The sequence below is a fragment of the Planococcus sp. SE5232 genome, from assembly GCF_050686535.1.
GTDB lineage: Bacteria > Bacillota > Bacilli > Bacillales_A > Planococcaceae > Planococcus.
In genome coordinates this window covers 39,914-53,472 of the sequence record NZ_JBOGCP010000007.1, presented here as the reverse complement: position 1 = coordinate 53,472, position 13,559 = coordinate 39,914, and the positions used below count along the sequence as shown (strand labels likewise).

Sequence of the window (13,559 nt, the reverse complement as noted above, 5' to 3'; positions counted from 1 at the left end):
ATGATGCAATGGAGAAACAGAAAAAAATACAGAGCAGTAAGTACGGAGGAAAGAAAAAGATGAAAGAACAGAAAAAAACGCCTTATGGCATAATCGCCATTCTCTTTACGGGTGCATTCGTAGCAATTTTTAACCAGACTTTATTGAATATAGCTTTACCTGAAATAATGATCGACCTCGATATCGCGGCTTCCACAGCACAATGGCTGGTCACTGGATATATGCTCGTCAACGGAATTTTGATCCCGGCCAGTGCTTATTTCATCCAGCGCTATTCAAACCGGTCGATTTTCATTGTGGCCATGTCGTTATTTGCCCTTGGTACATTGCTTGCTGCAATGGCACCAGTATTCAGTGTTTTATTGATCGGAAGAATGATTCAAGCTTCCGGTGCAGCTTTGATGATGCCATTGCTGATGAATGTGATGCTTGCAGCATTTCCTGTTGAAAAACGTGGATCGGCAATGGGGGTGTTTGGACTCGTCATGGTCGTTGCACCTGCAATCGGACCGACACTTTCCGGATTTATCGTCGAGAATTACTCATGGCGCGTACTTTTCTGGATCGTCCTGCCGGTGGCTTTGATTCCACTGGCTTTAGGGATATTCAAATTGAAGAACTTGACCTTCCAGAACCGAGAAATTTCGCTTGATAAGGCTTCGTTGGCCCTTTCAAGTTTAGGTTTCGGAGGTGTTTTATACGGGTTCAGTTCAGCAGGAACGATGGGCTGGAGCGATCCGATTGTTATGGTGACGATTGCGATCGGCATCGTTTCGCTGATTGCCTTCGGTTTGCGCCAATTGAAATTGGATGAACCCTTGCTTGAAATCAGAATCTATAAATATCCGATGTTCGCTTTGTCATCCGCTATTTCAATCGCTCTATCCATGTCCATGTTTTCAGCGATGATCCTGATGCCGATCTACATCCAGACCATCAAAGGCATTTCACCGATCGACTCCGGTTTGTTGATGTTGCCGGGTGCTTTAGTGATGGGCTTCATGTCGCCGGTTACCGGCCGGCTTTTCGACCGATTCGGTGCAAAAGTGCTGGCGATCCCTGGATTGGCAATCGTCGTTTTCACCACGTATCTATTCAGCCAATTAAGCTTGGATTCCAGCTATATCAATATCATGTTGATCTATACTTTGCGGATGCTTGGCATTTCAATGGTGATGATGCCGGTTATGACGAACGGCCTTAACACCTTGCCGGTGAAATCTTATCCGCACGGAACAGCCATCAATAATACGTTGCAGCAAGTAGCGGGTGCTGTCGGCTCTGCTTTCCTGATCACCATCATGAATACGCGCACTGAGTCTACAGCGAAAGAACTGGCGGCAAGTGGGACTAATCCTGAGAGTATCATGAATTTGGCAATGCTTGATGGCATCAACTTTTCGTTTTTCGTATCGACTTTTATCGCCCTAGTGTCGCTGATTCTGGCGTTCTTCATTAAAAAACCTGTGCGTCCGGTCACTGAAGCGGAAAAAGAGATTGTCTATAAACAAAAAGAAGTAACTGAATGATTCGTGAAGCCAGGCCCATTTATGGGTCTGGTTTTTTGGTTTTTGTAAGCATCGGGGCTTGGGCTTTTCTTTATTGTCCAGCTCCAGCGCCCAGCTCTTTGGGTCATAAGCCAGCCCAGCGCCGTGGCAAAGAACGCCACTCTGCCGGTCTGTCTTATGCCCGGCAGAGCTACACGGGCGCTTGCGCTTTTCTTCATGTCCAGACTCCCGCAGCCAGCCCCTCGAGTCGCTTCAGCCTTTCCAGCAATGGCTCTGAAGAACGCCATTACCGGCAAGGCTTCCAGCGCTTGTCGGGGCTTAACGGCTGCTTGCGCTTTTCTATGTCCAGACTCCAGCGCCCAGCTCTTTGGGTCATAAGCCAGCCCAGCTGTGCGGCTGAAAATATGCCGCTTCGCCGGTCTGTCTTATGCCCGGCAGAGCTACACGGGCGCTTGCGCTTTTCTTGTTTCATCAAGGCGTTAAAACACCAAATATGATACACTTATAGCATTGAAAAGAAGGTGGAATCGCAAATGACTTTTATAAATGAATTGAGTCCGATATGGCAGGAAAAATGGGAAAAGGCTGGGTTTGAAACGGCAATGCCGATCCAGGAGCAGATGATTCCGGAGATGTTGGCCGGCAATGATATCGTTGCAGAATCTCCAACAGGTTCCGGTAAGACTTTGGCTTATGTACTTCCGATATTAGAACGGGTCAACCCTGAGAAACAAGCAATCCAGGCAATGATCGTCGCTCCATCGCAGGAATTGTCGATGCAGATCGTCAATGTACTGCGTGAGTGGACAGAAGGAACAGACGTAACAGTCACTCAATTGATTGGCGGGGCAAATATCCAGCGCCAATTGGAGAAATTGAAGAAAAAGCCGACGATTGTGGTGGGGACGCCAGGACGTCTAAATGAGTTGGTGAAAACCAAAAAGCTGAAAATGCATGAAATCCGGATTTTGGTGTTGGATGAAGGCGACCAGCTGATGGCGCGCGAACACCGCGGCATCATGAAGGATTTGATTGAAAAAACCCAGCATGAACGCCAATTGGTACTGGTATCTGCAACCATCACTGAAGAAATAGAGCTGGTAGCAGAACGTTTGATGCAGCACCCGACACGTCTGCAAGTAACCGCAGAAGATCTGCCGATGTTTGGGAAAGTGACGCACTCATTCATTAAAGTGGATGAGCGGGACAAGACCGAAATGTTGCGCAGCCTTTCGCATATTCCAGGCATGAAAGGGTTGGCGTTCGTCAATAACCTGGATCAATTGCTGATGAAGGAAAATAAACTGAAGTTCCGTGATGCGAAAATCGTGACCCTGCATTCCGAAATGAAGAAAGATGAACGCAAAAAAGCTTTGGATGCTTTTCGAAAAGGGGAAGTCGCCATATTGATAGCGACAGAAGTGGCAGCACGCGGACTGGATATCGACTTAGTGACGCATGTGATCCATGTGGATGTTCCCCAAACGGTTGAGCAGTACCTGCATCGTTCAGGAAGAACCGGAAGAGCTGGAGCGGATGGTGAAGTGTTGACCTTGTTGGCCTATTCCGATGAACGGCATTATAAGAAATTCACTAAGGAATTGCCGTCTAAACCTGTCCAAAAAGTGATCCATGGCGGGAAACTGATTGAAGGTTCCAGTAAAACCATCGCTGCAAAGGGGAATAAACGATGAATTTTCAGCAGAAGCTCGAACAATATGCCGATTTGACGGTCCATGTAGGCTTAAATGTTCAAAAAGGACAGTTTATTGTTATCAATACGACAATTGATACACTTGAATTCACACGAATTGTTGTTAAAAAAGCTTACGAAGCAGGCGCTAAGCGGGTGCAGGTCAATTATGAGGATCCCGTGTTGACGCGGACGCATTTTGAACTGGCACCTGATGAAGCTTTTGCGGAATATCCTGAATGGTCCGTCGTCCAGCGTGATGAAGTGATCAATACAGGCGGTTCTTTTTTGTGGATTGATGCAGAAGATCCGGATCTTTTGACGGGAATTCCCGCGAAACGTCTGGCTGATTCGCAAAAATCTGCCGGAAAAGCACTGGAGCGTTATCGACAGGCGGTCGGAACAGACAAAGTGGCTTGGTCGATCGTCGCGATGCCGTCACCAAAATGGGCGCAAAAAGTATTTCCTGACCTACCGGCTGAAAAACAAGTGGATGCCTTATGGCAGGCCATCTTCAAAACGGTTCGCATCGGTGAAGGTGATGCCGTGGAAGCATGGAAAAACCACATCGCTTTACTGGAACAGCGCGCTTCCCAGTTGAACGATAAACGATACGTGAAACTGCAATACAGCGCACCTGGTACAGAACTGACAATCGAACTTCCCGACAAACATATCTGGATGTCCGGCGCGTCAAAAACGCCTCAAGGCAATCCGTTCATCGCCAATATGCCGACAGAGGAAGTTTATACCGTTCCCTTAAAGCATGGAGTGGATGGAACGGTCCGCAATACAAAGCCATTGGTTTATCAGGGCAATGTCATCGACGGTTTCACACTAACTTTTAAAAAAGGCAAAATTGTTTCTGCCAAAGCGGAAGTAGGGCAAGAACTTCTCGACGAAATGATCAATGCAGATGAAGGTGCGGCTTATTTGGGAGAAGTGGCATTGGTGCCGTACCATTCACCGATTTCCGACTCGAACATCTTGTTCTACAATACCTTGTTTGATGAAAATGCTTCGAACCATTTAGCGATCGGCGATTCTTATCCGACCTGTTATGAAGGGGCACGTGACCTGGAGCGCAATCAATTGGCTGCCATTGGCTTGAATACATCGATTGTCCATGAAGATTTTATGATTGGCAGTGACGGAATGGATATTGATGGCATCACAGCAGATGGTTCAAAAGAGCCTATCTTCCGAAATGGAAACTGGGCATTCTAAGAGGTGAGTGAAATGAAAAAATTTTGGATTGCGGCCATGGCCGGACTTTTCCTGTTCAGCGGATCGGCTAATGCGCAGGCAGAGATTAAACTACCAGCAGCTTATGTAGCCATCGGTGATTCGTTGGCAGCTGGGCAGACACCCGAACGCCAAATAGATACGGGCTATGCAGATTTGATTGCCCAAGAGCTGTCACGCAACCAACCTGTCGCATTCTATTCGAAAAACCTGGCATTTCCCGGTTTTACAACGGCTGATGTGTTAGACAGCATCCAAACCGATGAGGCAAAGGAAGTACTGGCATCCGCCAATCTGATTACCGTATCAGCAGGGGCGAATGATCTGCTGCGTCTCGTACAGAATGATTCAGTACAGGGATCGCTGACGTTCCAGCAGGTGCAGGCGGATTTTGCACTCAATGATGCACGCAAGAACATGGAGCTGATTTTGGCTGAGCTTACGGAGCAATCTCCGGACGCAGCGGTTTATGTAATGGGTTATTATTTTGCCTATCCGCATGTGCGTGACAGCCAAAAGAGCGGAACGGCCAAACAGCTTGACCGTCTCAATCAAATTCTCCAGGAGTCTGCTGAAAAGGCAGGAGCCGTTTTTGTATCAGTAGACAAGCCATTTGGTGAAAATGCCGTAGATAAAGTTCCGAATGCAGCCGACGTCCATCCGAATGCAGTCGGCTACCAGGCGATGGCCAATGCGTTCTTCGATGAATACCAGGCAGCTTGGACAGTCGAGGACTTGGAATTGCCACCGCCGAACCCATTGTCTTTCGAGCAGATAATGGAAGCACAGGATCAAGAAGAGCAAGATGGCCAAGACCAAGAGGCTAATGATTCGGAAGAAACAGCACAGCGCCCATCTGAAAGCAGCCCAACCGGCTACTTTGCATTGCGCGAAGCAATGCCTTATTATATCTAGAAAAGCGTAAGCAGCCGTCAAGCCCCGACAAGCGCTGGAAGCCTTGCCGGTAATGGCGTTCTTCAGCCATTGCTGGAAAGGCTGAAGCGACTCGAGGGGCTGGCTGCTGGAGCTGGACAAAGAAAAGCGTAAGCGCCCATTTAGAGGAACGTAAGCTAAAAGCGCAACTTCCTGTCGCAACGCTTACATGATCCGCATCCTGCGGACCTCCAATTCTTTATAAAACTCAAAAAAACGTTCCGGCATATTTTATGCCGGAACGTTTTTTGGTTTAGCGTTTTTTATCACGCGATGTAGATTGTTTGGAAGCTGGTTGTCCAGCTTTTCCTTGTTTTCTTTTATTTAATACTTTACGGATGATCGGGTAAGCGATGGGACCGTATTTTATCGCAGATTTCACTAGTCTTCCAATTGCCATTTAAATCTCTCCATTCATGGGGTTAGTTATTGTTATTTTCCCGAATTTTGCAGAATGCAAACCTATTTAAGCAGATTGGGCATGAGCCAAGAGGATATCCTTGTACGCATGGACGCTTGAAATCGTTACGTATTCAGCATTGCCATGCCAATCATCGCCGCTTGGACCGAATTCTATTGCCCCTTCGCCGCCGGTCACCGCTGCATAATAACGCGTATCTGCAGCGCCATGCTGGCCGAATAAAACAGGTTCCTGATCTGTAGTATCCAGAATCGCCTTTTGCAGGCTCTGGATATAGGGATTTTCTTTTGTTGTTGTCAGGGCTGGGGTAGATCCTGACGCTTTGTAGTCCATATCGAGATCCAAGGTTTCAGCCAAGTCTGCCAATTGGCGAACGATCTCGTCTTTGTCCTGTCCGGGCATGAAGCGGATATCATAGGACATTTCGCACGTTTCAGGAACCACATTGTAACGGTCTCCTGCTTTGATGATCGGCAAATTGACGGAAGGCTGCTCGTAATATTCCGTTGATTCTTTTCTGAAAGGAAGCTCAGAGATAGCCATGTGGAATTTCATCGCAGATTCAATGGCGTTGATGCCTTCCCAAGGACGGCTCCCGTGGGCCGGTTTGCCTTTGAACGTCATATCCATCCGCAGGATACCTTTGGATTGCAGGCCAACTTTCAATCCCGTAGGTTCACCGCAAATGACGAAGTCACCATGGAAGCCTTGTTCGACCAGCCACTTGGAAGTGTTTCGGCCGCCAATCTCTTCGTCCGTTACAATATGCAGCTGCACCGTGCGCTCTAGGCCGGAACTGTCCAGCTCGATAAAGGCCTGCATCATCGCGGCAACTCCGGCTTTCATGTCAGCGGCGCCGCGGCCATAGATGCGGTCCTGCTCTTCGACTGGGACAAACTGTTCTTTATGGCCAGGAACGACGTCGACGTGGCCATTCCAAACGATGGTCTCGGTGCCTTGCCCTTTAGCGGCAGTCAGCATCAGATAACCTTTATTGTCATGGACAGTAACGGTTTCTCCTTTGGATTTCAGCCAATCTGCACAAAAAAGAAGAGCTTCATTGGCTCCATCTTTAGTATCGCTTTGAATTTTAATCAGTTCCTTCAACAATTCAATCATATTTTCGGCAAGCCCAGAATCCCGGCTGCCTTCACCACCTTTCAACTATCTTCATCATGTAATTCTTTACCCTATCAGGCTATCTTAAAACAGCCTTGCACAAAATGAAACCCTTGTGTACAATACAGGTGAATGCTAAATATCTGTATACACCACAAGGGGAGCTTTTGCTGAGAGTGAACATTTGTTCTTACCCTTTGAACCTGTAAGTTAACACTTGCGCAGGGATGTGGATGGAAACCGGCCCTTACAACGGCGACAGGCTCTGTCCTGTCGCCGTTTTTAATATGGTTTTATTCACGGCCCTTCTGGTGATGTGCATAACACATTAAAGGAGGAAGTCATGAGAAATAAAAAAGTATTGTTGATGATGGAAATTGCCATTTTCGCAGCTCTTGGATTTGTGTTGGATTTCGTTTCTTTCCGGATGCCACAGGGGGGTTCAGTCAGCCTGGTGATGATTCCAATTGTATTGATCGCTTTCAGAAGAGGCGTCGGTGCCGGAGTGCTGACAGGATTCCTGGTCGGGCTGCTGCAGATTGTCTCAGGGTTTATCTCTGTGGCGCCCTTGTCTTTCGGATTCGTCGTCATGCAGGTCATATTGGATTATCTTCTCGCCTACGGAGTCGTGGGGCTGGCGGGTGTCATGCGTGGGAAGTATCTGCAGCATGCACATGCCAAGCAAACAGGGAAGATGCTGACGGCTGTTGTTGCCGGTGTGTTACTTGCTTCTGCGCTGCGCTACCTCGTCCATGTCATTACCGGCATCCTGTTCTTCGGCATGTTTGCTGAAGGCAATGTGGTCATTTACTCGGTGATTTATAATGCAACGTATATGATCCCGGTATTTTTGCTTGCCGCCTTTGTCTGTGCTGCGCTTTTTGCAGCAGCTCCGAGACTGGTGGATGCTGAAGCTTGAAATATGGAAGGCTGTCCTCGGACAGCCTTCTTTTTTTATGTCGATTTTCCCGGATTTATTGAAACGGGTCAGGAGCCCCTGATTTAATTTTGTGGTATAATTCTTGAATAGAAAAGCTTGAAAGAAGGGTCATTGATGATAGCAACTAATGAAAAAGATATTGAAATGTTGAAAAAAGCCGGCCAAATGGTGGCTGAAATTCGTGAAGCGATGAAGGCGGCTACTAAAGCTGGAGTCACTACGAAGGAAATTGACGAATTGGGCGGCAAATTGTTCGAAGAGCTGGGCGGCGTTTCCGGACCTAAATCAGAGTATGATTTTCCTGGATTCACCTGCATCAGTGTCAACGAAGAAGTGGCACACGGAATTCCGGGTGACCGCGTGATCCAAGACGGCGATATCGTCAATATCGACGTTTCTGGCTCATACGAAGGATTCTTCTCCGATACCGGCATTTCCTTTGTTGTAGGCGAAGGGCATGCGGACAAGGAAAAAATCTGTGAAGCTGCAGCTTCAGCTTTCGATCGCGCGATGACAAAAGTCAAAGCCGGTGCAAAGCTTAACCAAATTGGTAAAGCAGTGGAACGTGAGGCGAAAGAGCAGGGCTTGTTCGTTATCAAGAATTTGACCGGCCATGGCATCGGCAAATCGCTGCATGAAGCTCCACAGCACATCCTGAATTATTACGATGCGTGGGAGACGACCATCCTGAAAGAAGGCATGGTGCTGGCTGTAGAGCCGTTTATCTCGCAAAAGGCCGAGCACATTGTGGAATCAGGCGATGGCTGGACATTCATCACACCGGATCAGTCATTGGTGGCGCAAATCGAGCATACTGTGCTCGTTACAAAAGGCGAGCCGATCCTGCTGACCAAAATGGATAAATAAGAATTGTAAAAAAATCAAGGGATCCGGAGCAAATGCCGGATCCCTTTTGTTTTTCGATTTATTATCAAAGTCTGGAAACGAAAAACTGTGGACACCCTTTAGAATCGGGTTGCCCACAGTTTTACTGAACTGCTGGGGCAGTTCTTTTTTTAATTAGCAGAATACCGGTCAAAATGACGCCGCTCAGGAAAAGGGCGGCCGTTGTCACCAGCATTTCATCTGTCCCATGCTTTACGGCAATTCCGATGAACGCCCAAATGAAGACCAAAGCAAAGGGGATATCCGCATGATGGAAACGGATGTGCAAAGCAAGTGCCGTGGCGACCGTCAGCATGATCACCGTCCATAGCTGGTCACTGAGTCCCCAGCCACTCCAATTATAGTACGTCAGGACAAAACTGATATTGGCGATGGTTGCGACACTGATCCAACCCATGTTGATTGAAATCGGCAGCCGTTCAGTAATCTTTCTTTCTGAATTGCTGTATTGCAGATAAAGGGCGATCAATGCCACCAAGTAGCCGAGCATTGCAATGATTGACCAGGCGAAGAATTCATAATGCCACAAAAGCAGCCAGGTGATATTGAAAATGCAGCTTAAGATGAAAAATAAGGCAATCTTGGATGAGGGAGTTTCTCCCTTTCTTAACCGCACCCAGAAAGCGATGATCCAAACAGCCAATAAAAGATAGATGATGGACCAAATTGAAAATACGTAACCGGCTGGCGTAAACAAGACCAGAAGCCGATTAGATATTTCTCCGGTGGTCTGATCATTCAGCGGCAAGGTGTTTGCTAAAGTATTCATGACAATTACAGCGATGAAAGCAATTGTCATAAGCAAAATACGAATCATGCGAAATCCCTCCTTCTTTTCAGTATACCTGTCGCCGTTTCAATCAACAATTATCCTTTTCCAAAAAATTCCCTAAAAATGGCGATTAGGTGAAGTGCAGGGTGCCTATGTGGAATATTGTTCCGGTTCAGGAAGGAAAAATGATATACTTATAAGTGTTTTTAGAAAATTAAGTTTACCAGGGGGCCATATCATGACAGTTAACTATCCGGAAGTATGGGATTTGGATACGCTATTTCCAGGGAGCAGCGAATCAAAGGAATTGCGGCTGCATATGAACGAAGCGGTAACGAAGCTTTCTGGATTTGAAGAGTTTGTCCAGAAGTTCGAAGTGCCGGCTGCAAAAGAGGATGCTCCAAAAGTGGCTGAGGTGCTTGAACAAATGAGTCATGTGATGCGGCATTTAAGCCAGTCTGGTGCATTCATCGGCTGTCTGATGGCCCAGAACACTCAGGATAAAAAAGCTGGTGTTTTGGAAAGCGAAGCTTCTTCACTCTCTGCGCGTTTTCAAAGCTCTTTTCAGAAAATCCAGCAGGATCTATCGAAGACTGAAGAGGGAGTTTGGGCAGAGCTGCTGAACGAAGAGGCTTTGCGCGAATTTACATTTGTCTTGAATGAATGGCGTGAAGAAGCAAAGATGCTGCTTTCTGAAAAAGAGGAAAACCTGATCACTGCGTTAAGCATCGATGGTTATCATAGCTGGAGCCAATTGTACGATATGCTGGTGGGAGAAATCAGCGTGACGGTCACTGTAGACGGCGAGTCGAAAGTGCTGTCGGTTGGACAAGCGAATAACTTAAGCTCCCATAAAGATGCTGCAGTACGGAAGGAATCCTATGAAAAGTTGGAAGAGGCATGGGCAGATAAAGAAGAGTTCTTTGCGAAAACCTTGAACTCTATAGCTGGATTCCGTCTGGAAACCTATAAAAAACGCGGTTGGGATAGTCCGCTGCAGGAACCGCTGCATATCAACCGGATGAAGCAGGAAACATTGGACGCCATGTGGGGGGCAATCAGCAAAAATAAGCAGCCTTTCGTCGACTATTTAAACCAAAAAGGCAAGCTGCTCGGGAAAGACGGATTGGATTGGTATGACGTCGATGCACCGGTGACAGAGAGCACGCAGCAGTTTTCCTATCAGGAAGGAGCTGAATTCATCCTCCAGCAATTCGGTAAATTCGGTCCGGAATTAGAGCAATTCGCCCAGCAGGCATTCGAAAAAGGCTGGATTGAAGCAGAAGACCGTCCGAATAAACGCCCAGGAGGATTTTGCACCGGCTTGCCGTTAAGTGAGGAGTCGCGTATTTTCATGACTTACAGCGGATCGATGTCCAATGTGGCGACGCTGGCACACGAACTCGGGCACGCCTTTCATACCTATGCCCTTCGTCCAGTCCATTCATTGAACCGTTCCTATGCGATGAATGTAGCGGAAACAGCATCTACATTCGCCGAAATGATTGTGGCGGATGCAGCGGTGAAAAATGCGCAGTCCAAAGACGAGAAAATTGCTTTATTGGAAGATAAAGTCCAGCGCAGCGTCGCGTTCTTTATGAATATCCATTCCCGTTTCCTTTTTGAAACCCGTTTCTATGAAGAACGCAAAAAAGGGGTCGTTCCGGCAAGCCGATTAAATGAATTAATGGAACAGGCGCAAACAGAAGGATTTGCAGGCGGGCTGGCTTCAACGCATCCGCATTTCTGGGCATCCAAACTGCATTTCTATATTACGTATGTGCCGTTCTATAATTTTCCGTATACGTTTGGCTATCTGTTCTCCTTGAGCGTTTATGCAAAAGCGTTGGAAGAAGGAACCGGCTTTGAAGAGAAATACATGGCTTTGCTTCGCGATACAGCAGTGATGTCAGCAGAAGACTTGGCAATGAAGCATTTGGGTGAAGACATTACACAACAGGCGTTCTGGGAAAAAGGAATCGCTTTATGTGTCCAAGATGCCAAGGAATTCATTTCGCTGACATCTGCTGAGGCCTGATATGAACTTGCTTTTCGAGGGACAGACCTGTTACCTGCGCAGTTTGACGATTGAAGATGCAGAAGAAATGGTGCAGTTGCTACTGCGAAACCGGGATTATTGGTCTGTGTACGAACCGCGTCACCGGGACAGTTATTTTTCAGCAGCCGTTCAGCGTGAAAAAATTCGGGAATCGATTTACCAGGCAAGAGAAAATCGCGAATACAGTGTTGGAATCTTCGAGCATGATACCAATAAGCTGATTGGCCACATTTCCATCTATAGCGTCAAACGCATGCCGTTTTTAAGCGCTTTAGTCGGTTACTCGATCGATGAGGCCTATGTCGGCAAAGGTATTGCCACAGAAGCGGTAAGGTTGATGATTACATTCGGATTTGAACAGCTTCGGCTCCATCGGATCGAGGCTTACGTCTCTCCGGAGAATGTTGGATCCATCCGGGTATTGGAGAAGACCGGCTTTCGTCAGGAAGGTTTGCTGAAAGAGTTTCTTTACATCAATGGCGAATGGAAAGATCATTATTACTATGCCATGGTTGAAGACGAATTTTGAAAGGGCAAGGCCACCTATAAAAAATGGTGGAAAGAAATGCAGCGCTGGTTTGAAACATGAATAAAAGCGGAGGAAGGTGCGTAGAATATGAATAAAGACAAGTTGTTCTCTTATCATAAATGGGCGACACTGGCCTGCTTGGAGCATGTTCAAACGATTGGCGAAGAAATCTACCAAAAAGAAGGCGCAAATTCATTTGCTTCCATCGAAGCGACGATTGCGCATGTCATTGGAGTGGAAAAGCTGTGGCTTCTTCGGATGAATGGTGTAAAGAAGCCAGTGTTTGAACATTTTGATGTAGCGACAACTGAACTAGCGATTGAAGCTTTTATGTTGCTGCATGCTGAAATGGAATTGTATTTTGCTTCTTTATCAGAGCAGCAATGGCAGGAGGTTCTCCATTATCAGAACATGCGGGGCGATGATTTTTCAACGTCCCGTGAAGAGATGCTGTTCACCGTCATCAATCACGCAAGCTACCATCGAGGACAAATCACATCTTTCCTCCGCCAGTTCGGCAAAGAGGGAATACCGCTCGATTATATCTATTATCAAAAACAAAACCGCTGAGAGTTTCTCAGCGGTTTTCGTTTCCATTGACGACAACATCAAGCTTACCTGTAGTTGGGTCGATCACCAGTCCGTGGACTGGAACTGTAGGGTCTAGCAATGGGTGGTGTCGCACCATATTGACACTGTGTGCAACGCTTTCCGAAACATTATCGAAACCGCGTAGCCAGCCTTCGAGATCCACTCCGGAATACTCCATCATCTCAATGGTCTTCTCTTCTACACCGCGTTTTTTCATCTTCTCAAGCATTTCATGAGGTTTAATGGAGGACATCCCACAATCATGGTGTCCGATAATGTAGATTTCGTCTGCATTCAACTCATATACAGCGACAAGTAAACTCCGCATAATGCCGCCAAACGGGTGGTTGATGACAGCTCCTGCACTTTTGACTATTTTTATATCACCATTTTTAAAATTCATCGCTTTTGGCAGCATCTCAAAAAGACGCGTATCCATGCATGTCAAAATAACGACTTTTTTGTCAGGGAATTTGGTGGTCATAAATTCCTCGTACCGCTTTTCTTTCACAAACTCTTCGTTATACTCCAAAATTTCATCCAATAAAGCCATGTTGTTTCCTCCTTATCGACTAGTACCTTTTAAGTTTAATCCAAATTTCTGAAAAATACGAATTGAAATAGGCCATATAAAGAAAATAAGGAAAAAAGTCATCCCACATCGTTTCCTAGATAATAAGCGCTTGTCTTTTATAGAACAAGGGGTGGGCATGGTGACCCAGATGCTTTGGTGGAATTTCAGTTCTTGTGTGGTTGGGCGCTTCCACTTTTCGGTGTTGTCCAGCTCCAGTGCCCAGCTCTTCGGGACGTAAGCCGATCTGGCTGTGCGGCTGAAAACATGCC

13 protein-coding genes and 1 riboswitch are annotated in these 13,559 nt (G+C 46.8%); of the genes, 9 read left to right on the top strand and 4 right to left on the bottom strand.

Annotated features, from left to right (window positions below):
- The first annotated feature begins 59 nt into the window (after window positions 1–59).
- From ACRC6Q_RS18020 to ACRC6Q_RS18005, 4 genes are all read left to right on the top strand, one after another.
- On the top strand, window positions 60–1,529 hold the full coding sequence (locus tag ACRC6Q_RS18020; RefSeq protein WP_223642864.1) for an MDR family MFS transporter: 1,470 nt from the start codon (window positions 60–62) through the stop codon (window positions 1,527–1,529).
- 512 nt (window positions 1,530–2,041) lie between these two features.
- Window positions 2,042–3,202 (top strand): DEAD/DEAH box helicase, encoded by a 1,161-nt coding sequence (locus ACRC6Q_RS18015; RefSeq protein ID WP_223642862.1) that lies wholly within the window; start codon window positions 2,042–2,044, stop codon window positions 3,200–3,202.
- Entirely contained in the window at window positions 3,199–4,428 is a 1,230-nt protein-coding gene (locus ACRC6Q_RS18010) for an aminopeptidase (RefSeq protein ID WP_223642860.1), read from the top strand. The genes ACRC6Q_RS18015 and ACRC6Q_RS18010 overlap by 4 nt, the downstream gene beginning before the upstream one ends.
- A 12-nt stretch (window positions 4,429–4,440) precedes the next feature.
- A complete protein-coding gene (locus ACRC6Q_RS18005) occupies window positions 4,441–5,361 on the top strand; it encodes an SGNH/GDSL hydrolase family protein (RefSeq protein ID WP_431467180.1) in 921 nt (306 codons plus the stop codon).
- Between the two features lie 271 nt (window positions 5,362–5,632).
- On the opposite strand, the gene ACRC6Q_RS18000 is transcribed toward ACRC6Q_RS18005, so the two are convergent.
- Together ACRC6Q_RS18000 and ACRC6Q_RS17995 are read right to left on the bottom strand one after the other, a co-directional pair.
- Complete coding sequence (locus ACRC6Q_RS18000) at window positions 5,633–5,779, bottom strand: hypothetical protein (RefSeq protein WP_223642856.1); 147 nt, start codon at window positions 5,777–5,779, stop codon at window positions 5,633–5,635.
- A gap of 66 nt (window positions 5,780–5,845) precedes the next feature.
- Window positions 5,846–6,919 (bottom strand): M20 family metallopeptidase, encoded by a 1,074-nt coding sequence (locus ACRC6Q_RS17995; protein WP_223642947.1) that lies wholly within the window; start codon window positions 6,917–6,919, stop codon window positions 5,846–5,848.
- 147 nt (window positions 6,920–7,066) lie between these two features.
- Window positions 7,067–7,164: riboswitch (TPP riboswitch) on the top strand.
- Between the two features lie 98 nt (window positions 7,165–7,262).
- On the opposite strand from ACRC6Q_RS17995, the gene thiT reads away from it, so the two are divergent.
- Window positions 7,263–7,838, top strand: coding sequence for an energy-coupled thiamine transporter ThiT (gene thiT / locus ACRC6Q_RS17990; RefSeq protein ID WP_223642839.1), 576 nt, complete (start codon window positions 7,263–7,265; stop codon window positions 7,836–7,838).
- Window positions 7,839–7,973: 135 nt separating this feature from the next.
- A complete protein-coding gene (gene map / locus ACRC6Q_RS17985; RefSeq protein ID WP_431467179.1) occupies window positions 7,974–8,726 on the top strand; it encodes a type I methionyl aminopeptidase in 753 nt (250 codons plus the stop codon).
- A gap of 121 nt (window positions 8,727–8,847) precedes the next feature.
- Here the strand turns inward: map and ACRC6Q_RS17980 are convergent, their stop codons facing one another.
- Window positions 8,848–9,582 (bottom strand): tryptophan-rich sensory protein, encoded by a 735-nt coding sequence (locus ACRC6Q_RS17980; protein ID WP_223642827.1) that lies wholly within the window; start codon window positions 9,580–9,582, stop codon window positions 8,848–8,850.
- 193 nt (window positions 9,583–9,775) lie between these two features.
- Between ACRC6Q_RS17980 and ACRC6Q_RS17975 the strand changes: the two genes are divergently transcribed.
- From ACRC6Q_RS17975 to ACRC6Q_RS17965, 3 genes are all read left to right on the top strand, one after another.
- Window positions 9,776–11,575, top strand: coding sequence for a M3 family oligoendopeptidase (locus ACRC6Q_RS17975; RefSeq protein ID WP_431467178.1), 1,800 nt, complete (start codon window positions 9,776–9,778; stop codon window positions 11,573–11,575).
- 1 nt (window position 11,576) lies between these two features.
- On the top strand, window positions 11,577–12,125 hold the full coding sequence (locus tag ACRC6Q_RS17970) for a GNAT family N-acetyltransferase (protein ID WP_223642823.1): 549 nt from the start codon (window positions 11,577–11,579) through the stop codon (window positions 12,123–12,125).
- An 87-nt stretch (window positions 12,126–12,212) separates the two neighbouring features.
- On the top strand, window positions 12,213–12,695 hold the full coding sequence (locus ACRC6Q_RS17965; protein ID WP_298833280.1) for a DinB family protein: 483 nt from the start codon (window positions 12,213–12,215) through the stop codon (window positions 12,693–12,695).
- 7 nt (window positions 12,696–12,702) lie between these two features.
- On the opposite strand, the gene ACRC6Q_RS17960 is transcribed toward ACRC6Q_RS17965, so the two are convergent.
- Window positions 12,703–13,269: a beta-class carbonic anhydrase gene (locus ACRC6Q_RS17960; protein WP_223642819.1), complete on the bottom strand. Its 567-nt coding sequence runs from the start codon at window positions 13,267–13,269 to the stop codon at window positions 12,703–12,705.
- Window positions 13,270–13,559 lie beyond the last annotated feature (290 nt).

Coding starts and splice junctions, on each gene's coding strand:
- ACRC6Q_RS18020 (WP_223642864.1), top strand. CDS start 60: ATGAAAGAACAGAAAAAAACGCCTTATGGCATAATCGCCATTCTCTTT.
- ACRC6Q_RS18015 (WP_223642862.1), top strand. CDS start 2,042: ATGACTTTTATAAATGAATTGAGTCCGATATGGCAGGAAAAATGGGAA.
- ACRC6Q_RS18010 (WP_223642860.1), top strand. CDS start 3,199: ATGAATTTTCAGCAGAAGCTCGAACAATATGCCGATTTGACGGTCCAT.
- ACRC6Q_RS18005 (WP_431467180.1), top strand. CDS start 4,441: ATGAAAAAATTTTGGATTGCGGCCATGGCCGGACTTTTCCTGTTCAGC.
- ACRC6Q_RS18000 (WP_223642856.1), bottom strand. CDS start 5,779: ATGGCAATTGGAAGACTAGTGAAATCTGCGATAAAATACGGTCCCATC.
- ACRC6Q_RS17995 (WP_223642947.1), bottom strand. CDS start 6,919: ATGATTGAATTGTTGAAGGAACTGATTAAAATTCAAAGCGATACTAAA.
- thiT (WP_223642839.1), top strand. CDS start 7,263: ATGAGAAATAAAAAAGTATTGTTGATGATGGAAATTGCCATTTTCGCA.
- map (WP_431467179.1), top strand. CDS start 7,974: ATGATAGCAACTAATGAAAAAGATATTGAAATGTTGAAAAAAGCCGGC.
- ACRC6Q_RS17980 (WP_223642827.1), bottom strand. CDS start 9,582: ATGATTCGTATTTTGCTTATGACAATTGCTTTCATCGCTGTAATTGTC.
- ACRC6Q_RS17975 (WP_431467178.1), top strand. CDS start 9,776: ATGACAGTTAACTATCCGGAAGTATGGGATTTGGATACGCTATTTCCA.
- ACRC6Q_RS17970 (WP_223642823.1), top strand. CDS start 11,577: ATGAACTTGCTTTTCGAGGGACAGACCTGTTACCTGCGCAGTTTGACG.
- ACRC6Q_RS17965 (WP_298833280.1), top strand. CDS start 12,213: ATGAATAAAGACAAGTTGTTCTCTTATCATAAATGGGCGACACTGGCC.
- ACRC6Q_RS17960 (WP_223642819.1), bottom strand. CDS start 13,269: ATGGCTTTATTGGATGAAATTTTGGAGTATAACGAAGAGTTTGTGAAA.